This is a genomic window from Streptomyces violens (assembly GCF_000717745.1).
In the GTDB taxonomy this organism is placed as follows: domain Bacteria; phylum Actinomycetota; class Actinomycetes; order Streptomycetales; family Streptomycetaceae; genus Streptomyces; species Streptomyces violens.
In genome coordinates this window covers 123,499-143,150 of sequence record NZ_JOBH01000017.1, presented here as the reverse complement: position 1 = coordinate 143,150, position 19,652 = coordinate 123,499, and the positions used below count along the sequence as shown (strand labels likewise).

17 protein-coding genes and 2 tRNA genes are annotated in these 19,652 nt (G+C 71.5%); 7 read left to right on the top strand and 12 right to left on the bottom strand.

The window, feature by feature from the left end; translation table 11 throughout:
* Nucleotides 1–76: 76 nt before the first annotated feature.
* From IF04_RS0128865 to IF04_RS0128850, 4 genes are all read left to right on the top strand, one after another.
* Nucleotides 77–493: a Fur family transcriptional regulator gene (locus IF04_RS0128865; RefSeq protein WP_030264236.1), complete on the top strand. Its 417-nt coding sequence runs from the start codon at nucleotides 77–79 to the stop codon at nucleotides 491–493.
* A 310-nt stretch (nucleotides 494–803) separates the two neighbouring features.
* Nucleotides 804–1,670, top strand: a complete 867-nt coding sequence (locus tag IF04_RS0128860; RefSeq protein WP_051831644.1) for an ABC transporter ATP-binding protein — start codon at nucleotides 804–806, stop codon at nucleotides 1,668–1,670.
* The gene (locus IF04_RS0128855) at nucleotides 1,667–2,533 is read left to right on the top strand and encodes an ABC transporter permease (RefSeq protein ID WP_030264232.1); all 867 of its coding nucleotides are present in this window, start codon (nucleotides 1,667–1,669) and stop codon (nucleotides 2,531–2,533) included. Before IF04_RS0128860 ends, IF04_RS0128855 begins: the two co-directional genes overlap by 4 nt.
* Before the next feature lie 39 nt (nucleotides 2,534–2,572).
* The gene (locus IF04_RS0128850) at nucleotides 2,573–3,691 is read left to right on the top strand and encodes an ABC transporter substrate-binding protein (protein ID WP_030264230.1); all 1,119 of its coding nucleotides are present in this window, start codon (nucleotides 2,573–2,575) and stop codon (nucleotides 3,689–3,691) included.
* Nucleotides 3,692–3,750: 59 nt separating this feature from the next.
* On the opposite strand, the gene IF04_RS0128845 is transcribed toward IF04_RS0128850, so the two are convergent.
* From IF04_RS0128845 to IF04_RS0128830, 4 genes are all read right to left on the bottom strand, one after another.
* A tRNA-Met gene (locus IF04_RS0128845) sits at nucleotides 3,751–3,824 on the bottom strand.
* Nucleotides 3,825–3,929: 105 nt separating this feature from the next.
* Complete coding sequence (locus IF04_RS0128840; protein ID WP_211259870.1) at nucleotides 3,930–5,774, bottom strand: tetratricopeptide repeat protein; 1,845 nt, start codon at nucleotides 5,772–5,774, stop codon at nucleotides 3,930–3,932.
* 203 nt (nucleotides 5,775–5,977) lie between these two features.
* Nucleotides 5,978–6,051, bottom strand: a tRNA-Met gene (locus IF04_RS0128835).
* Between the two features lie 51 nt (nucleotides 6,052–6,102).
* A complete protein-coding gene (locus IF04_RS0128830; RefSeq protein WP_078600919.1) occupies nucleotides 6,103–9,042 on the bottom strand; it encodes a UPF0182 family membrane protein in 2,940 nt (979 codons plus the stop codon).
* Nucleotides 9,043–9,178: 136 nt separating this feature from the next.
* On the opposite strand from IF04_RS0128830, the gene IF04_RS0128825 reads away from it, so the two are divergent.
* Complete coding sequence (locus IF04_RS0128825) at nucleotides 9,179–9,733, top strand: PPA1309 family protein (RefSeq protein ID WP_030264223.1); 555 nt, start codon at nucleotides 9,179–9,181, stop codon at nucleotides 9,731–9,733.
* Between the two features lie 199 nt (nucleotides 9,734–9,932).
* On the opposite strand, the gene IF04_RS0128820 is transcribed toward IF04_RS0128825, so the two are convergent.
* From IF04_RS0128820 to IF04_RS0128805, 4 genes are all read right to left on the bottom strand, one after another.
* The gene (locus IF04_RS0128820; RefSeq protein WP_030264222.1) at nucleotides 9,933–11,027 is read right to left on the bottom strand and encodes a YlbL family protein; all 1,095 of its coding nucleotides are present in this window, start codon (nucleotides 11,025–11,027) and stop codon (nucleotides 9,933–9,935) included.
* Nucleotides 11,028–11,084: 57 nt separating this feature from the next.
* Nucleotides 11,085–11,291, bottom strand: a complete 207-nt coding sequence (locus IF04_RS0128815; protein ID WP_030264221.1) for a hypothetical protein — start codon at nucleotides 11,289–11,291, stop codon at nucleotides 11,085–11,087.
* Between the two features lie 332 nt (nucleotides 11,292–11,623).
* Nucleotides 11,624–12,103, bottom strand: a complete 480-nt coding sequence (locus IF04_RS0128810; RefSeq protein ID WP_030264218.1) for a molybdenum cofactor biosynthesis protein MoaE — start codon at nucleotides 12,101–12,103, stop codon at nucleotides 11,624–11,626.
* 208 nt (nucleotides 12,104–12,311) lie between these two features.
* Nucleotides 12,312–13,463 (bottom strand): NAD-dependent epimerase/dehydratase family protein, encoded by a 1,152-nt coding sequence (locus IF04_RS0128805; protein ID WP_030264215.1) that lies wholly within the window; start codon nucleotides 13,461–13,463, stop codon nucleotides 12,312–12,314.
* A gap of 247 nt (nucleotides 13,464–13,710) precedes the next feature.
* Between IF04_RS0128805 and IF04_RS0128800 the strand changes: the two genes are divergently transcribed.
* Both IF04_RS0128800 and IF04_RS0128795 read left to right on the top strand, forming a co-directional pair.
* A complete protein-coding gene (locus IF04_RS0128800; RefSeq protein ID WP_030264213.1) occupies nucleotides 13,711–15,201 on the top strand; it encodes a zinc-dependent metalloprotease in 1,491 nt (496 codons plus the stop codon).
* Between the two features lie 2 nt (nucleotides 15,202–15,203).
* Nucleotides 15,204–15,734 (top strand): NUDIX hydrolase, encoded by a 531-nt coding sequence (locus IF04_RS0128795; protein WP_030264209.1) that lies wholly within the window; start codon nucleotides 15,204–15,206, stop codon nucleotides 15,732–15,734.
* A gap of 79 nt (nucleotides 15,735–15,813) precedes the next feature.
* Here the strand turns inward: IF04_RS0128795 and IF04_RS0128790 are convergent, their stop codons facing one another.
* The 4 genes from IF04_RS0128790 to IF04_RS0128775 form a co-directional block, all read right to left on the bottom strand.
* On the bottom strand, nucleotides 15,814–16,572 hold the full coding sequence (locus IF04_RS0128790) for an AIM24 family protein (protein ID WP_030264205.1): 759 nt from the start codon (nucleotides 16,570–16,572) through the stop codon (nucleotides 15,814–15,816).
* A gap of 20 nt (nucleotides 16,573–16,592) precedes the next feature.
* Entirely contained in the window at nucleotides 16,593–17,276 is a 684-nt protein-coding gene (locus tag IF04_RS0128785; RefSeq protein WP_030264202.1) for an AIM24 family protein, read from the bottom strand.
* A gap of 11 nt (nucleotides 17,277–17,287) precedes the next feature.
* Complete coding sequence (locus tag IF04_RS0128780; RefSeq protein WP_030264199.1) at nucleotides 17,288–18,922, bottom strand: TerD family protein; 1,635 nt, start codon at nucleotides 18,920–18,922, stop codon at nucleotides 17,288–17,290.
* Nucleotides 18,923–19,049: 127 nt separating this feature from the next.
* The gene (locus IF04_RS0128775; RefSeq protein ID WP_031067354.1) at nucleotides 19,050–19,649 is read right to left on the bottom strand and encodes a M48 metallopeptidase family protein; all 600 of its coding nucleotides are present in this window, start codon (nucleotides 19,647–19,649) and stop codon (nucleotides 19,050–19,052) included.
* Between the last annotated feature and the right edge of the window lie 3 nt (nucleotides 19,650–19,652).

Genomic DNA, 19,652 nt, shown 5'->3' with positions numbered 1-19,652 from the left:
ATGAGAAATCCGTACCCGATCCGGTCATGGACCACCACTGGTACCCTGGCTCATATCTGACTGATGGGTGATTGGCATGAGTGACCTGCTCGAACGACTCCGGGGACGCGGCTGGCGGCTGACCGCGCAGCGCCGCGTCGTCGCCGAGGTCCTGGACGGGGACCACGTCCACTACACCGCCGACGAGGTGCACGCGCGGGCGTCCGAGCGCCTGCCGGAGATCTCCCGCGCCACGGTCTACAACACGCTCGGTGAGCTCGTCCTGCTCGGCGAGGTGCTGGAGGTCAGCACGGACGGCCGGGCGAAGCGGTACGACCCCAACGCCCACCACGACCATCACCACCTCGTCTGCTCGCAGTGCGGCACGATCCGTGACGTGCACATCGAGAGCGACCCGATGAGCGCCCTGCCCGAGCCGGAACGATTCGGCTTCGAGGTCTCGGAGGTATCGGTGACCTTCCGCGGCACGTGCCCGAACTGCGCTCGCGCCTGATCCGTACGTCGCCACCGCACCTCCCCGCCCCTCCGCTCAGCTCTCGCCGATCATTGCAGCCCGCCGCGTTCCGCGGCGGGCTTTTCGGCAGCCAGGCGCATCGGCGTGCGCTACTTCGGCATGTCGCGCACGCCTCTTCGGTACACGCCCCTTCGGTACACGGCTCTTCGGTACACGGCGCGCGCCTCTCCGGTGCGCCGCGCACGCCTCTTCCAGTTTCTGACGGCCCGTCATATCGTGCCTCGCGCCACGCCCCACGGCTGCCCGGGACCGCCGCGGCAGCCGGCCCGCACTCCGCGAGGAGCACACCGTGGGAGAGCCGCACCCGCCGTCCCCGTCCGCCGTCCCGCGTTCGCCCGAAGCGCGGCCACCGGCCCTGCGCGCCCGGGCGCTCGGCCGTTCCTTCGGCCGCGGCCGCAAGGCGCTGACCGCGCTCGGCCCGCTCGACCTCGACATCGCCGCGGGCGAGTTCGTCTGCCTCGTGGGCCCCTCGGGCTGCGGCAAGTCCACGCTGCTGCGGATCGCCGCGGGGCTGCTCCGGCCCGGCACGGGCGAGCTGGAGATCCGCGCCACGAGTGCGCGCCCGGCCGCGATGATCTTCCAGGACTACGGCATCTACGACTGGAAGTCCGTGCTGGCCAACGTCCGCTTCGGCCTGGACGTGCAGCGCGTGCCCCGTAAGGAGGCCGACGCACGCGCCCGTTCCTGGCTGGCCCGCATGGGGCTCACGGAGTTCGCGGACGCCTACCCGGCGGCGCTCTCCGGCGGCATGCGCCAGCGCGTGGCCATCGCCCGCGCGCTCGCCGTGGAGCCCGAGCTGCTGCTCATGGACGAGCCCTTCGCCGCCCTGGATGCCCAGCTCCGCACGATCCTGCAGGACGAGCTGCTGGACCTCACCCAGCACACCCGTACGACCACCCTCTTCATCACGCACAGCCTCGAAGAGGCGCTCGTCCTCGGCGACCGGGTCCTGGTGATGTCCGCACGCCCCGGCCGCATCATCGCCGAGCGCCGCCCGCCGTTCGGCCGCCCCCGTAGTGGCGCGGTGCGCAGCGCCCCGGAGTTCACCGCGCTCAAGACCGAGCTGTGGGACCTGCTGCGCGGCGAGGTCGACGCCCGCTCCGATACGGGCACGGACGCACGCCCCGGTAACGGCACGGAGGCGGTACCCGTATGACGCTCACCGACCACTCTCCGCCGCGCGAGACGGTCCTCGTGCGCCGTCCCGGCCCTCAGGAGCTGCGTCCGCAGCGTACGTACAGGCGGCGCCGCGCCCTTGAAGCGGCGCTCGCCCTCGCCGTCCCGGCCGCCCTGATCCTGCTGTGGCAGCTCGCCGCCGTACAGGGGTGGATCGACGCCCGCATCTATCCGGCACCCGGCACCATCCTGGCCGACGGCTGGGACCGGGCACTGGCCGGCGAGCTGTGGCCGGACGTATGGGCCACCCTGCGACGGGTCCTCGCGGGCTATGCCGTCGGGGCCGTGGCGGGCTACGCGCTGGGCCTCCTCATGGGTTCGCTCGCCCTCGTACGCGCCGCCCTGGAGCCGCTGCTGGACGCGCTGTACGTCGTGCCGAAGCTGGCCCTGCTGCCGGTCTTCCTGAACATGTTCGGACTCGGCGAGGGACCGCAGATCGCGCTGGTCGCGGCCACCGTCTTCTTCTTCGTGTGGATCTCCACCATGGCGGCGGTACTGGCCGTACCGGCCGGGCACCGCGACGCGGGCCGGGTCTTCGGCGCGAGCCCCTGGCAGATGTTCCGGCACGTCCTGCTGCCCGCCTCCCTGCCCGCGGTGCTGGTCGGGGCCCGGATAGCGGCGGGGGTCGCGGTCCTGGTGATCGTCGCCTCGGAACAGATCGCCGCCGCCGACGGGCTCGGCCACCTGATCTTCGACTCGCGGGCGCTGTTCCAGAACGACGTGATGTTCGTCGGGATCGTCTGCGTCGCCGTCCTGGGCGTGCTCTTCTCCGAACTGGTGCGCCTGGCCGGCCGGTTCCTCACTCCCTGGGCCCCACGCGACCGCGGCCGCTCCCGGAGCTGACCCGGCCCGCCCCTCCCCTACTCGGTACCCGGAGGCCCCATGCGCCGTCGTCTCACCGCGCTCGCCGCCGCCCTGGCCCTGCTCACCGGATGCGCCGCCCAGGAGGCCGGTGGCAGGCCGGCGAAGCCCCGTACGATCGAGCCCGTCGCCGGCTGTGCCGCCCGCGCCTGGACCGACCCCGCCGACCTGGCGAAGGACCGCCGGCCGGCCCGCTGCGACAAGGGAGCCCCGGCTGCCCGGCCCCTGAAGAAGAAGCGTTCGCTCACGATCGCCACCGGCACGCTCAACGCCGAGTACGTCGCGCCCCTCCGAATGGCGCTCGCCAACGGCGAGTTCGCGAAGGAGGGCCTGGACGTCCACCTGAAGGTGCTGCCCACGCCCGAGGCGCTGCCGCTGCTGGCCAAGGGCGACCTGGACGTCCTGTGGGCGGCGCCGGAGGCCGCCGTCCTCAACGGCATCGCCGGCGGCTTCGACATCCGCTGGGTGGCCGGCAATTTCTCGCCCGACCCGCGCTCGAAGAGCGGCCTGTGGGTCCGGCTCGGCAAGGGAGAGACGGCGCGGTCGGCGTCCCTGAAGGGCGCGACCCTCGGGACCATGATCGGCAAGGGCTCGGTGATCATGTACCCGATGGACCGTTCCTTCGCCCGGCACGGCGCCCGTATGGACTCCGTCACCTTCCAGCAGCTCGGCTCCTCGGACGTGCTGACCGCGCTGACCGGCGGCGGCGTGGACGCCGCCTGGCTGCTGGACCCGGTATGGCGCACGGTCGACGGCAACAAGAAGTACGCGTTCCTCGGCGGCCAGCCACAGGGCGAACCGCTCGGCGGCGCCCTGTACGGCCCGAACCTCCTGCAGCGGGACCCGGACGCCGGCGTCGCCTTCCTGCGCGCGTACATCCGTACGGTCAACACGTACTTCCGCGGCGACTACAAGGCCGACCGGGCGTTCGCCGCGGAACTGGCGAGGCTGCTGAAGGTGGATGCCGACGTGCTGACGGCCGTGCCGTCGCTGCGGATGGACTGGGAGATCCGGAAGGGCACCGCCGAGCGGCTGCAGCGCGCCTACCGGGACGCGCGGGTCACCAAGGGCCCGCCGGTCCCGGAGAGCAGGCTCGTGGACCGCTCCTTCTACGCGGAGGCGGTCGGCCACCGGCCGTGAACAGAAGCGCACACATGACGAAGGCCCGGATCCTTGAGGATCCGGGCCTTCGTCTTCAGTAGCGGGGACAGGATTTGAACCTGCGACCTCTGGGTTATGAGCCCAGCGAGCTACCGAGCTGCTCCACCCCGCGCCGTTGTGTTCACAACTCTAACCCCAAGCCGACGACCAGCGCAAATCCGTGCCCGCGGCCCTCGCGCACCCGGCGTCCGGCCGGCCCCGAAGGGCCGGCCGGGCCTCATGCGCTCAGCTCCTCCTTGAGGGCGTCCCGCAGCCGGGCGGCACGCTGGGTGACCTCCGGCGGGCCCAGCTCCACGGCCCGCGCGCACCACCGCTCACTCTCCGCGAGCGCACCCCGGCGGGCCGCCAGCAGCGCGAGGCGCAGCGCCGCGCGCCCGTGCCCGGCCTCGGCAGCGCGGGTCCACCACAGGGCTGCCTCCGGGAGGCTGCCCTCGCGGGCCAGCAGCAGCCCGAGGTTGAAGGCCGCGTTGCGGCTGCCGGCCTCGGCCGCCGCGCGGTACCAGTCGGCGGCCGCCACGGCGTCGCCCCGGGACGCGGCGAGCATTCCCATCCGCACCTGGGCGCCGCGATGCCCCTGCTCGGCGGCGCGCTCGTACCACTCCTCGCTCTCGCCGCCGGACTCCTCCGGGCCGCTGGCCTCGCGGTCCAGCAGCGCGGCGAGCCGGTAGGCCGCCTCCGCGCTGCCCGCGCCCGCCGCCCCGCGCAGATGCCGCTCGGCGTCCTGCCACTCGCCGTCCCGCAACAGGGACAGGGCCGCCTGCAGCGCGGCCTCCGTGTGCCCGGCCTCGGCGGCCCGCTCGTACCACCTGCGGGAGGTGCGCTCGGCGCCCCGGCCCGCGTGCAGGATGCCGAGGTTGAACGCGGCGTCCACGCTGCCGGCCTCGGCCGCCTTGGAGAACCACGGCTCGGCACCGGACGCGTCGCCGCGCTGCAGCAGCAGTACGGCCAGCGCGTTGGACGCCTCCCGGTGGCCCGCGTAGGCGGCCCGGCGGTACCACTGCTCGCTGCGGCCGTCGCGGCCCTGCTGGGCGCAGAGCAGGCCGATGTTGTACGCGCCGTTGACGTCGCCGGCCTCCAGGGCGGCGCGGTACCAGCGCTCGGCGGTCTGCAGCTCGCCCCGGTCGGCGTGCAGCGCCCCGAGGGCGTTGGCGGCGTTGCCGTCGCCGTCCTGGGCCGCCCGGCGCCACCACTCCGCCGCGCTCTCCTCGTCGCCCGCGTCCTTCAGGAGGAAGCCGAGCGCGCACGCGGCGCGCGGCTCGCCGTCCTTGGCCGCGATGAGGTACCAGCGCCCGGCCTCCTTGAGCTCGCCGCGCTCCTCCAGGAGCGTGCCGAGGTGCAGCGCGGCCCTGCGGTGCCCGCGGGCCGCGGCCTGGCGGTACCACTGCTCGGCCGCGGCGCGCGGCTCCGCGTGCTCGCCGTACGCGGTGCCGTCGGCCTCCCGCTCGTCCAGGATGCGCGCGAGGCGGTACGCCGCCTCGCGGTGGCCGCGCTCGGCGGCGGCCACGAACCACTGCTCCGCACCCTCCTCGCCCCGGTGGTCGAGCAGGTCGGCCAGCGCGTAGGCGCCCAGGCAGTGGCCGGATTCGGCGGCCTGGCGCAGCCAGTACTCGGCGGCGGGCTCGTCGCCGCGCTCGCGGTAGTGCCGGCCCAGCGCGTGCGCCGCGGCGGCGGAGCCGGCGACGGCGGCGATGCGCCACCAGCCGGCCGCCTCGTCGGCGTACCCGCGCTGGTGCAGCAGGACTCCGAGGTTGTTGGCGGCGGCCCGGTCGCCCGCGACGGTGGCGGCGCGCAGGCACGGTTCGGCGCCGTCCAGATCACCGCGGCGCAGCAGCATCGCGCCGAGCATGCTCGCTGCCGCGGGGTCGCCCGCGGCGGCGGCCTGCCGGTGGCCCACCTCGTCCATGGCCTCGGTCGCCTCGGGCGACTCCGTGGCGTCGACGGTTTCGGCCATATCTGCCGCGTCCCTCGCGGGCGGCGGCAGCTCGGATTCGCGCCCGTCGTCGGGCGCATGCACAAATGGTCCTGTCTCCAACAACCTTGCCTTGTCCCCCATAAGGGCCATCGTCGCACCACCCGAAGCCCGGGTACACCTGGTATACCGCAGCCAGTGAGGTCACTTCAGCGTTTTGTCGACTTCCCGACACGACGACATGCCAAACGCTCAGGACACCAGTCTCCCCAATGCGGGTGGTTTAACGCGCACATATGTGACGGCACACACGACGAAGGCCCGGATCCAAGAGGATCCGGGCCTTCGCCTTGCAGTAGCGGGGACAGGATTTGAACCTGCGACCTCTGGGTTATGAGCCCAGCGAGCTACCGAGCTGCTCCACCCCGCGCCGTTGTGTATTTAAGGTACCACGGCGCGGAGGCGGAGCCATAATCCGCGGTCAGCCGCCCTGCTTGTCCCCTTCGCCGGCACCGCCCCGGTCCGACGAACCGGCCTTCTCCCCCGCCTTCTTCTCCGCGGCGGCGGCCCGGTCCAGCGCGGCCTTCAGCTTCTCCTGCGCCTCGCCGTAGCCGGCCCAGTCGCCGGACTCGCGGGCCTTCTCACCCTCCTCGTACGCCTGCTGGGCGTCGTCCAGCGCCTCCTGGACGCTCTGGTCCGTGGGCGGTGTCGTACTGCCCTCGTCCGGCGGCGTGGTGGTGTCCTCCTCGCCGTCGTCACCGACGTTGGGCGCCTTCTTGCCGAACACCACGTCCAGCGCTTCACCGAGGCTGTTCTCGAAGGCCGCCTTGTTGCCGTAGGAGACGAGCACCTTCTTCAGCAGCGGATAGTTGGTGCCCGCGCCCCGCAGATAGACCGGCTCGACGTACAGCAGGCCGCCGTCCAGGGGGACGGTGAGCAGATTGCCGTACTCGATCTCCGAGTCGCCCTTCTTGAGGATGTTGAGCGTCTTGGCGACCGTGTCGTCGGAGTTGAACTTCGACTGCACCTGCTGCGGTCCGGGGACCGTGGTCTCGGACGGTAGCTTGAGGATTCTGATCTTCCCGTAGTCCGGACTCTTGGCGTTGGCGTCGACCGCCATGAACGCCCCGAGGTTGTCCCGCTTGTTCGGCGTGAACGTCGTCGTCAGCGAGAACGTCTGCTTCTTCTGGTCCGGCATCTTCATGCTGAGGTAGTACGGCGGAACCGCGGTCGCCGACTTGGTCGTCGGGTCGTTCGGGATCTGCCAGCGCTCGCTGCCGGTGTAGAAGGTGTTCGCTTCGGTGACGTGGTACGTGGTCAGCAGCTGGCGCTGCACCTTGAAGAGGTCCTGCGGGTACCGCAGGTGCTCCATCATGCCGTCGCTGATCTTCGACTTGGGCTCGACCGTGCCGGGGAACGCCTTCATCCAGGTCTTCAGGACCGGGTCGTTCTTGTCCCACTGGTAGAGCTTGACCGAGCCGTCGTACGCGTCGACCGTCGCCTTGACGGAGTTACGGATGTAGTTGACCTGGTTCTGCTGGGCCACCACCGCGCGCTGGCCGTCGGTCAGCGAGTCCGCCGTGGTGTCCCCGAGCGTGGTCCGCGAGGAGTACGGATAGCCGTTGCTCGTGGTGTACGCATCGACGATCCACTTGATGCGGCCGTCGACCACCGCCGGGTACGCGTCGCCGTCGATGGTGAGCCACGGCGCGACCGACTCCACGCGCTCCTTGGGCGTGCGGTTGTACAGGATGCGCGAGCCGTCGCCGATGGCGCCCGAGTACAGGATTTGTGGCTCGCCGAAGGCCACGGCGTACGCCGCGCGGTTCACCGGGTTGGCGAGGTTCACCCCGCTCTTGCCCTTGTAGCTGTAGCTCTTCTCACCGCTGTCGTCGGAGTAGTCCAGCTCCTGCTGCGGCCCGCCGACGATCGAGTACTGCGTGGTCTTCTCGCCGTAGTAGATGCGCTGCTCGTGCTTGGGGAGGTTCCCCTTGGCGGGCAGGTTCTTCTGGGTGTAGTCCGGCTCGCCCTCATTGACCGTGCCGGTCCCCTTGGCGGTGACCGCGCCGTACCCGTGGGTGTACTTGAAGTGGTCGTTGATCCAGTTGCGCTCGGGGATGCCCGCGATGTTCAGCTCGCGCAGGCCGATGACGGTGTCCTGCTCCTTGCCGTCGCTGTCCTTGTAGCGGTCGACGTCGAGCGTGGCGGGGAACTGGTAGTACCCGCGGACCTGTTGCTGCTGCTGGAAGGTGGGCGAGACGACGTTCGGATCCAGCAGGCGCATGCTCGCCGTGGTGTCCGCGGCGGACCGCAGCCGCTCGTTGTCCGCCTTGTCCTTGGGCTTGTAGTCGCCCTTGTAACCGGTGACCTTGGAGCCGTCGATGCCGTACGCGTCCCGCGTGGCCTTGATGTTCTCCTTGATGAACGGCGCTTCCTTGGCCTGCTCATTGGGCTGGACCTGGAACTTCTGCACGATCGCCGGGTACAGACCGCCGATGAGGACGGCCGAGAGCACCATCAGGCCGAAGCCGATGACCGGCAGCTGCCAGGTCCGCCGCCACAGGGTGGCGAAGAAGAGCACGGCACAGATGGCGGCGATGAAGAACAGGATCGTCTTCGCCGGCAGATAGGCGTGCGCGTCGACGTACCGCAGGCCCGTCCATCCCTCCGCGGACTTCAGGCCGCTGGACTTCACCGCGAGGCCGTACCGGTCGAGCCAGTACGCCATCGCCTTGAGCGACACGAAGATGCCCAGCAGCACCGACAGGTGGCCGGTGGCCGCGGCGGTGGCACGGGAGCCGGGGCTCGTGACGCGGAGGCCGCCGTACAGGTAGTGCGTGAGCGCCGCGGCGATCAGGCACAGCACCACGCAGGCGAAGCCGAAGCTCAGCAGGAAGCGGAACCACGGCAGGTCGAAGGCGTAGAAGGAAATGTCCTGGTGGAACTGCGGGTCCTTCTGGCCGAACGGCACGCCGTTGACCCACTGGAGCCACGTGCGCCACTGGCTGGAGGCGGACGCGCCGGCGATCAGGCCGACCAGCGCGGTGACCGCGACCAGCACCCACTTCTTGTAGGGCGCGATGCTCATCCGGTAGCGGTCCAGGCTCTGCTGCTCCAGCGACATGGCGCTGAGCGGCGGGCGGAGCCGGTGGGCCAGCCAGACGTTGACCCCGATGGCGGCCGCCATCAGCACGCCGAAGAAGAAGAACAGGCCGACCTTGGTCCACAGGGTCGTGGTGAAGACCGAGGAGTACCTCACCGAGCGGTACCACAGCCAGTCGGTCCAGAACCCGGAGAACATCACGAAGAGCATGGCCAGCACAGCCAGCACGCCCAGGGTCAGGAGCCCGGTCCGCATCCGCCGGGACGGGCGGCCCACTCTCGTCCGTGGCCCGGCGGGGCCTGAGCCGCGGTCCGGCATCTGGAAAGCCAAGGTGCGCACCTCGAAGTTCGCTGTCGTATGAAGCGGGCCCGGTGATAGTAGGACCCACTCTTGCAACTTACTAAGGCTTTACCCGGTTCCCGTTTTCCGGGAAGTTCAGGGCACGATATTCCACATGACCAACCTCCCCGTTGACGGCACCCCTCTCGCCGCCGACCCACTGACCCGCGCCGTACTCGAAATCGACGAGTACGCCGCCGGGATCGGCTGGGACCAGCCCGCCCGACTGTTCGCCCTTGTAGACACCGCGCGCCTGCGCGACGAAGAGCCCGCGCTCGCCGCCCAGCTGGGCATCGACGAGAACGCCGACGCCTCCCTGACCCCCGTGGAGCAGGACGAGGTCCCCCCGACCGTCCCGCTCGACGAGTTCCTCGGCACCATCGCCTGGCCCGACGCGGTGGCCGGCTGCGCCATGACCGTGGAGCGGCTGATGCTGCCGCCGTCCGCCGAGGAGTCCGTGCCGGCCGGCATGGACGAGGACGCGCTGGCCAAGTGGGTCGCCGAACACCCCGACCGGCAGGAGGTCCGGATGACCGTGGCGGTGCTGCGCGACGGCCGGCGCGAGTCGGCGCTGCGGCTGCGCGAGAAGGACTCCACCGCCGAGGTGCTCACCGGCGCCGACCTCGTACCGGGCCTGGCGGAGGCCCTGACGGCGACGTTCGAGGAGTAGGCGGTCCGGAAGCAGCCGGTCCGGCGCCGGGGGGGGGCTTGGCGGTTCGGGGCGCGCTCACGGGGGCTCGGGGGCTTCGTGGGCGCGCACAGGGGGGCTTGGTGGCTCGGGACGGCGCTCGCCGGGGCTTGGCGGCTCGGGCGCGCGCGAGCCGACTCGGGGCGCTCGGCAGGAGCGCCCGTGCGGCCCCGAGCTGCCGTCAGGAGTGCGCGGCAGGCGTGCAGCTCGGCAAGTGCGCCGTGTCGCCCTTGCGGATCTTCGTCAGGGCCTGCGTCGCGTCGTGAATGGTGTTCACCTTGACGAGCTTGAGCCCGTCCGGGGTGTCCTTGGCCGCGGTCGCGCAGTTGTCCTTCGGAGTGAGGAAGTACTCGGCGCCCTTGTCCCGGGCCGCGACGATCTTCATGGAGATGCCGCCGATCGGCCCGACCTTGCCCTTGTCGTCGATCGTTCCCGTACCGGCGACGAAGTTCCCGCCGGTCAGGTCCTCGGGCGTGAGCTTGTCGACGATCCCGAGTGCGAACATCAGGCCCGCGCTCGGGCCACCCACATCGGCGAGCTTGATGTCGATCTCGAACGGGAACGTGTGATCGAGGCCGGCCTGGATGCCGACGATGGCCCGGCCGTCCGTGGCCTTCTTGGTCGTCAGCGAGACCTGGCGGCCGCCGGAGGGCTTCTCGCCCTTCTTCTCCGCCGCGGCCGCTTCCTTGGCCGGGACCAGCGTGAAGGTGACCTTCTCGCCCGCCTTGTGCTTCGTGACCAGCCCGGCGACGTCCGCGGGCCGCTTCACCGCCGTACCGTCCACCGCCTTGATGACGTCACCGGCGTGCAGCGTGCCGTCGGCCGGGGTGTCCTTCATGACCGAGGCGACCACGACCTGTGAGTCCACCGGGATGTCCAGCTCGTTCAGGGCCGCCACCTTGGCGCTCTCCTGGGACTGGCTGAACTCCTCGGCGTTCTCCTGGTCGGCCTGCTCGGCCGTCTGGTTGTCCGGGTACAGCGTCTTGTGCGGCACCACGGCGCTGTCGTGCGCCAGCCAGCCGTACGCCGCCTCGAAGAGGTTCATGCGGTAGTCCGGGCCGGTGACACGGACCGTCGTCATGTTCAGATGACCGGACGTCGGATACGACTTGCGGCCGTCGATCTGCAGCACCGGCTCGCCCGCGTGGTCGCCGAGGGTGTTGACCGTGGGCCCCGGCGTCATCTGCGCGTACGGCACGGGAATCAGCACCCCGGCGCACAGCAGCGCGATCAGCATGAGGGTCGAAGCGAGGAGCGTCGCGGTCCGGCGTGGCATGGAACGACAGTACGGGACGGGTATGACAAGCGGCCCGCGGGGCCGTCCGTACGGGGCTCAGGCCGCGTCGGAACGGACCTCCGCGGGCGGTGCGTCAACCTCCGCGGGCGGCGCGTCCTCGCGCTCCATGGCCTCCCGGAAACGGGCGTACCCGGCGAGCTCAGCAACGTCCCCGGCCTTGCGGTACCTCGTGGTCCACGTACTCCACACGACAGCGCCCAGTGCGGCGAGAACCGGAATCAGCAACCAGAGAAGCGCACCCATAGCGGCCTCCCGACCCCTTGTACACAACCGCAACGACGAATAAGCAGATTAACCATCCGACAGCTCAACGCTCAGGCCCGGGGGCGGGTTACGCAACCGGAGGACGATGTCGGCTGTCCGGCTGATCACCGGGCGTCTGCGGCGGGGCGCCCGTAAAGGGCGCGTACCCAGTTACGGGCAGCTCACCGCTCCCGTGCGCCCCATGAATGCGCCCTGCACGCTTTCTTTACGCCATGGGGGCGAACCGACCACGAAGGCACTGCGACGTGCTGCCCTCTGTTACGCCCCTACCCGCCCTCCCGTCGCCCGACCTCCACCCCCAGAAGACGGCGCTACGCACCGACCCATTCTTCGGTCCCGTCCGAAAACGTCTGGTGCTTCCAGATCGGGACCTCGTGCTTGAGGTCGTCGATGAGCCGTCTGCACGCCTCGAAGGCCTCCCCCCGGTGCGCGCAGGACACCGCCACGACGACCGCGAGGTCACCGATGCGCAGATCCCCCACCCGGTGGACCGCGGCCAGCGCCCGAACGGGGAAGTCCGCGGCCACCTTCTCCGCGACCCGGCGGAGCTCCGCCTCGGCCGTCGGGTGTGCGGAGTAGCCGAGCCCGTCGACGTCCGAGCCGCCGTCGTGCGAGCGGACGGTGCCGACGAACAGGGCGGTCCCGCCGGACGCGGCGTCCCCGACGGCTGTGAACACCTCGTCCACGGACAGCGGCGTGTCCCGGATGCCCAGCAGCCGGATCGGATCCGCTGTCCCCTGCTCACCGGGGTAGTCGGGGCGCGGCGACGGGTGGTGGTTCGTACCAGACATGTGCCCATCGTGCCCCACGGACGCGGCGCGGGGGAATGGCTGTTTCACCTGGTGTACGGACCGCCTTATGGAGGGTCGTACCAGACCGTAGGGGGACTGCTGCCGCGTACGGACGACGCATTCCCGCCGTCCGGAGGGAGCCACCGCTTCCGTACGGTTCCCGGCGCTCCTGTGGCGCGCGTGCTTCGGGGGGCGCCGCCGCGCTGCCTCAGAGGCGGCGCCGGGCCTTACGGGCGCGGCGTACGAGCGCGGCGGTACCCAGCAGCGCGACGGTCGCGCCCGCCGCACCTGCGGCGGTGGCGTCCTTGCGGCCCAGCCGGCGCCCGGCCACCGTGTGCCGCCCCGCGACCTCCTCCAGGAGCTCGGCGAGCACCTCCTCGTTGGTCCAGCGGGGCCGCCAGCCCGCGTCGTGCAGCCGGCTGCCGCTGACCACCCACGGGTGCATCGTGTACGCCAGGTCGCCGGCGGGCGAGGGCGTGAGCCCGATGCGGTGCAGCCGCGCCGCGGCGCCGAGCGCCACCGAGGAGGGCAGCTCCATCCTGCGGATACCGGTGAGCTCCTCGACCTCCTCCTGCTCCAGCCAGCCGTCGCAGCCCACCGCGAGCTCGCCCTCGACCTTCTCCAGGGCGGCGTACTCCAGGGCGCTGACCAGGTCCTCCACGTGGCAGAACTGCCACGTGGGACGGGAGCCCGCGACGACCAGGAGGCGCGGCGACTCGAAGTACCGGGTCAGCGCGGTGTCGGTGCCGCCCACGAGGACGGTGGGGCGCAGCACGGTGACGTTCAGTCCGGGGTGGGCGCGCGGCGCCCGGTGCGCCAGCCGTTCGATCTCCATGAGGTCGCCGACCCCGGTGGCGTCCGCGGTCGCGCGCAGCTCGGCGTCCTCGGAGAGTGGAACATCGTTGTCGGGCAGCGCCCCGTAGACCATCGCGGAGGTGCACAGGACGACCCGGTGCACGCCGGCCGCGGCGGCCGCGGTCAGGACGGTCTGGGTGCCGCGCACGTTGTACGCGGTGCGGGCGGCCGGGTCGGTCTCCAGGTCGAGGTCGAGCGCCAGGTGGACGACGACGTCGGCGCCCCGGAGCTTCTCGGCGATGGCGGGGTCGCGGACATCCAGTACGTGCCAGTCGGCGTCCTCCTCGTCCCCGCGCCGCTCATCGATGGCCACGACCCGCTTGACCTCGTCGGACTCCAGCAGGGCACGGGTCAGCAGCGCCCCGATACCGGCGGCGGCGCCGGTAACCGCCACGACGGGGCGGTGCTGTGGCGCGGCTGCCCCGGGGAGGGTCGTATCGGACGTCTTCTCGGGCCTGGCAGCACTGTTTCGCGCTGCGCGAACGGTCGGATCTGGGGAACTCACCGGGCGTCTCCAGCGGTTGTCTTCAGTACGTATGCGCACCGGCGCGTACGGACCAGCGTGCGTCCATCCTGCCGCAGGCGCCCCGACAGCCAAGCACCGAGCCCCGGAGCGGCGCGGGGTGTCAGGAGGTGTCCGGCCGACCTGCTCCGCGGCCGCGGAGAACGGCCGGGCACCCTCTAGGCTGGAAGGGAATGTCGGGCAGCCGCCGTCGGCCCGGGGCCGGCGGCCCTACGAGCCGAGGAAACCCGTGAGTGACAACCCATTCGGATTCGGCCTTCCGCCGGAGGAGCCGGAGGACGGCGACAACGGCAAGCAGAAGGGCGGCCAGGGAGGTAACCAGGGCCCCGCGAATCCGTTCGGGTTCGGCGGCGGGAGCGGCGGCGCGGACAATCCGTTCGCGGCGCTCTTCGGCGGCATGGGCGGGCCCGGGGGCGAGATGAACCCTGGCGACCTCGGAGCCGCCTTCCAGAAGCTCGGCCAGATGCTCTCGTACGAGGGCGGCCCGGTGAACTGGGAGATGGCCAAGGACATCGCGCGCCAGACGGTGGCACAGGGTGCCCCGGACGGCAGCAAGGACGCCAGCGTGGCGCCCGGGGAGCGGGCCGCGGTCGAGGAGGCCGTGCGCCTCGCCGACCTGTGGCTGGACGGCGTGACGTCGCTGCCGTCGGGCGCGGGCAGCGTGGTCGCCTGGAGCCGCGCCGAGTGGGTCGAGGAGACCCTCCCGGTGTGGCAGGAGCTGGTCGACCCGGTCGCCGAGCGTGTCGGCGCCGCGATGGGCGACGTGCTCCCCGAGGAGATGCAGGCCATGGCGGGCCCGCTGCTCGGGATGATGCGCTCCATGGGCGGCGCGATGTTCGGTACCCAGATCGGGCAGGCGCTCGGCACGCTGGCCGGCGAGGTCGTCGGCTCCACGGACGTCGGACTGCCGCTGGGCCCGGCCGGCAAGGCCGCCCTGCTGCCGGGCAACGTCGAGGCGCTCGGCTCCGGCCTGGGCGTGCCTCCGGAGGAGGTGCGGCTGTACCTGGCGCTGCGCGAGGCCGCCCACCAGCGTCTCTTCGCGCATGTCCCGTGGCTGCGCTCGCACCTCTTCGGTGCGGTCGAGGGCTACGCCCGCGGCATCAAGGTCGACACCAGCAAGCTGGAGGACGCGGTCGGCCAGCTCGACCCGGCCCATCCGGAGCAGCTGCAGGACGCGCTCCAGCAGGGCATGTTCCAGCCCGAGGACACCCCGGAGCAGAAGGCCGCGCTGGCCCGTCTGGAGACGGCGCTGGCGCTCGTCGAGGGCTGGGTGGACGCGGTGGTGCACGCCGCTGCGGCTCCGCACCTGCCGTCGGCCGACGCGCTGCGCGAAACGTTGCGGCGGCGCCGGGCGACCGGCGGTCCGGCCGAGCAGACCTTCGCCACGCTCATCGGCCTGGAGCTGCGCCCGCGGCGCCTGCGGGACGCCTCGCGGCTGTGGGCCTCGCTCACGGACGCGCGCGGCCTGGAGGGCCGGGACGCGCTGTGGTCGCACCCGGACATGCTGCCCACGGCGCAGGACCTGGACGACCCGGACGGCTTCGTGCACCGCGAGCAGCTGGACTTCTCCGAGCTGGACAAGATGCTCGGCGAGGCGGCGAAGGGCACGGCCGAGGGCGGCAAGCCCGACCTGACCAAGCGCGAGGGCGCCGAGGGCGAGCGCTCCGAGGGCGACGGTCCCGAGGGCAAGGACGGCGGCGAGGGCGATGGCACCAAGTGACCGTGAGCCTTCATGAGAACGCGGCGCGGGTCCTCAAGGAGTGGCCCGCGCCCGCTCCCGACCAGGAGCAGCTGCGGCTGGCCTACCTGGACCATCTGGCCGCTCACCCGGACGGCATGTGGAAGCCCTGCGGCGACGGGCACCTCACGGCGAGCGCCCTGGTGATCGATCCGTCGCGCGGCCGGGTGCTGCTCACGCTGCACAAGAAGCTGCGGATGTGGCTGCAGATGGGCGGCCACTGCGAGCCCGAGGACGCCACGCTGGCGGACGCGGCGCTGCGCGAGGCGCGCGAGGAGTCCGGCATCGCCCGGGGGCTGACGCTGCTGCCGGGCGGTCCGGTGCGCCTGGACCGCCATCACACGCCCTGCGCGTGGCACTTGGACGTGCAGTACGCCGCGCTGGCCCCGGAGGGCGCCACGGAGGCGATCAGCGATGAGTCACTGGATCTGCGCTGGTTCCCGTACGACGAGGTGCCGGACGTGGCCGACGAGTCGGTGGTACGGCTCGTGGAGCGGACGAGGGCGCTGCTCTAGGACGCACGGCGAGCGGGCCCGGCACAGTGAGTGCCGGGCCCGCTCGCGTGTCTCTGAGGCGCGCCTGAAGGCGCCCTCCTCAGTTCGTGAAGATGTTGCCCTGGTTCTGCCCGTGGGCGCCGCGCTGTCCCATCCCGTACTGGGCGGCGAGGCCCTGTCCGATGACGGCGTTCTGCGGCGGCAGCAGCTCGCTGGGCTGGACGAGCGCGTAGCCCTGTCCGAGGAAGCTGAGCTCCCAGCCCTCGCCCGTGCTGCCGCGGCGCCGCCACACGCCCGAGGAATGCGTCTGCGCCTGCATCTGGACGCGCAGCGAGGTCGACCAGGCGACCACCGCGTCCGCGTCGGCGTTGACGTACTTGTCGGGCGTCACCGGCATCATCAGGGGCTGGCCCGAGGTCATCAGCGCGACCTTGCCCCGCCCCGAGATGTTGAGCTGGTACTTGCCGGTGCCCGAGATGCCGTACTGGCTGTCCACGGAGATGACCTCCCAGTGGAGCGTGGAGTCCAGCGCGAGCACGTAGTTGCTGTCGACGGTCAGCCCGTCGTGGTCGACGTCCACGAGGTGGACGTGCTGGGCGAGGTTGGCCAGGTAGACCGTGCCCTGTCCGGAGACGCGCATCAGGTCCAGGCCCTCGCCGGCCCGGGCGCGCCGCCGCTGCTGGTTCGGGGTCTGGTACTCCCCGTCGAATTCGAGCAGCCCCTGATAGGCGACCATCGTGCCCTTACGGGCGAGCAGGTCCTCGTGGCCGGTCAGCGCGACGCGCAGCAACTGCGGGTTCTGCAGCGCGTACCGGTCCTGAGTCTGCGCCTCTGTGTAGGCGAAAAGCGGGCTCTGCATGGTTACGGAAGTCCTCCCCCTCAGCCCCGGGCCCGGAGCCGGTCGGCGCTGTCCTCGCTGGGCTGTACGACCACGAAGCCCTGGCCGGAGAAGCCGAGCTGGTACGCCTCGCCGCTGCCGCGCCCGATCATCGAGGACGCCTTGAAGCTGCGCTTGCCCTTCACGTTCAGGTTCGTCGACCAGGCCACGAGCGCGTCCGGGTCCACGTACGTCTCGTCCTCGCCGCGGCCGCAGTCGACGACGATCGGAGTGCCGCGCGAGGTCAGTGCGACCCATCCGGTGCCCGCGATCCCCACGTTGAACAATCCCTGTCCCGCGAACTTCGCCATCCCCTTGACGCGCTGCACGCCCCACTGGAGGTGCGCGTCGAAGGCGAGCAGGTTGGTGCCGTTCACGGAGATCGCGTCGTCGTTGAGGTTCAGGCACACGACGTCCGCGCCGTAGTCGGCGAGGTAGAGCAGGCCGTCGCCACTGGCCTTCATCAGGGGCGCGCCCTCCCCGGTCAGCCACTGGGAGGCCGCCTGGCGCACGGCCGGCGGGTTCGGCTCGTACTGGACGAAGCCTTCATAGGCGACCATCGAGCCGGTGCGGCAGAACACGTCCTGGCCGCTCTGCATGGCGATCTTCACCATCGCACTGCCGTGGTTCTCCATACGGACCGCGGGTGCGGTCGGGGCGTAGCCCGAAAGCTGCTGCTGAGTCATGACGGGCTCCCTCAGGCCTCGTAGGGCTGGACGACGATGAAGTTGCCGGGAGCGCCCCGGAACTGGAGGTTCACGGTCTCGCCGGAGTGGCCGGGGTACGCGCTGCGGCGCAGCCGCACCTGGCTGGAAATGATCACCTGGGAGGCGGCGGACCACGCGACGATGGCGTTGGCGTCCGCGAAGGTGGTCGGCGTGACGGGCAGGACGACGGGCGTTCCCGCGGTCTTCACGACCACCGTGCCGGTGCCCTGGAACTGCATGGTGAACAGCGCGCCTCCGGGGATGCCGTGCCCTTCGATACGGCGCACCTCGTGCTGCAGCGACTCGTCGAAGGCCAGCACGCTCTCGGCGTTGACGCAGATCGCGTCGCCCTGCAGCTCGATGGGGTGCACATGGGCGCTGTTCTCCGCGAAGAAGACCTGGCCCTGGCCGGAGCAGCGCATCAACTGCATCTCCTGGCCGGTGGCGTTGCCCACGATGCGGCCGCGGAAGCCGGCGCCCTTGTAGCTGAAGTCGACCTTGCCCTGGTAGAGCACCATGCTGCCCTGACGGGCCAGCACCGGTTGTCCGTCGACGCCGAGGTCGACGCGGATCAGCTTCTCGCTCTGGGGCGTCCAGCGCTGCCCTGTGGGGGCCTCCCGGTACTTCTGCAGCGAGGCCTCCAGCCCCGGGCCGCCCTGCTGCGGCACGGCGTACTGCCCGCTGTCCTGCGGCGCGGGCTGCCCGTAGGCGGGCGGCTGCTGGCCGTACGGACCGGGCTGGGCGGGCGGTGGCACGGGCTGGCCCGGATAGGGCGCGGGCGCCGGCGGCCCCATGGGGGCGGCGATGGTCGGCGCCGCGTGCATCTGGGCCTGCTGGGGAGGCATCGGCTGCTGGGGGAAGCCGGGCTGCTCGGCCGGCTGCTGGGCGTGGGCGGGCTCGGGCGGTGTGGCGTACGGCTGCGCGGGCTCCGGGACCGTGGGCTGCTGCGGGGCACCGAAGCCGGGCGCCGGGGCGGGGGCGGGTGCTGCCGGGGCCGGCTCGGCGGCCGCGGGCGGCGCAAAGCCGGGCGCGGGCTCCGCGGCGGCGGGCGGCGCGAACCCGGGCACGGCGTCCGGCTGCGGCGCGGTCTCCGCCTCCTCGGCGACCTCGCCGCCGAAGTTCTTCAACAGCGCCTCGAGTCCGCCGTCGAACCCCTGCCCGACAGCCGCGAAGCGCCACACGTCCTTCATGTAGAAGTCGCCGAGCATGACAGCACGCTCGGTACTGAACTCGGCCCCCGTGAAGGAGTACCGCGCGACTTCCTCTCCCCCGGCGACGATCCGGATGTACCCGGGACCGATCTGCGACATCTGGCCCGCACCGTCGATCGCCGCCGTGAAGGACAGCTTCTGGATGTGCTGCGGGATGCGGTCGAGCGTGACCCGGAAGGACTCGGTGTCACCGGCCTGCGCGCCGAGCTGCTGGAGGGACTCCTCGGGCGACTTCGGCTGATTGAAGAAGATGAAGTACCGGTCGTCGGACAGCTTTTCGTCGGCGTCGAGGCCGAAACAGCTGATGTCGAAGGTCAGACCGGGACCGGCGATCTGTACGCCCACGTACAGATCCGTCCCTGCGGTCAGGTCACTGATCCTGGCCTTGTGGCCCCGTTGGAATTCCCTGGCCATACGTAACGACCGTCCCCCATCCGAGCTTGATTGCGTTGCGCGTCAGGCTAACGGCTGGTCCGGATGCGGCACGATGCCGGGGCTCGACGGTTCTGTCACGAAAGTGGCGGCCGTGACCGCCCCGCCGTCACTCGCTGCGCGCTGCGGGCAGGTGCGGCAGCCGGTCGGCGGCGACCACTCCTTCGAGGTAACCACGCGCCCGCTCCGTCCGTGGATACGCCGTCAACAGCTCCCAGAAGCTGGGACCGTGCCCGGGCACGAGCAGATGGGCCAGCTCGTGCACGAGTACGTAGTCGATGACGTACTCCGGCATGCCCTGCAGCCGGTGCGAGAGCCGGATGCTGCCCTCGGCCGGCGTGCACGATCCCCAACGGGTGTTCTGGTTGGTGACCCAGCGCACGGACGCGGGGCGGGCCCGGCCGCCCAGATACTGCGCCGACAGCCGCTCGGCGCGCTCGGCCAGCTCGTCGTCGCCCAGCATCCGCTTGCTCTCCTGGGCGGCCAGCTTGTCCAGCATGACCGTGACCCAGCGGCGCTCCTCGGCCTCGGACATCCGGGCCGGGATCAGGACGACGGTCCGGTCGCCCTCCCTGTACGCGGAGACCGTGCGCCGCCGCCGCGAGCTTCTGCGCACCTCGACCGCGCTGGTCGCGGACGCGCGGCTCTGCGGGCTCGCTACTGTCCTGCGCTGCGGGTCGGCGGCACGGTGCGGTGGGTCGGCGGGCACGCC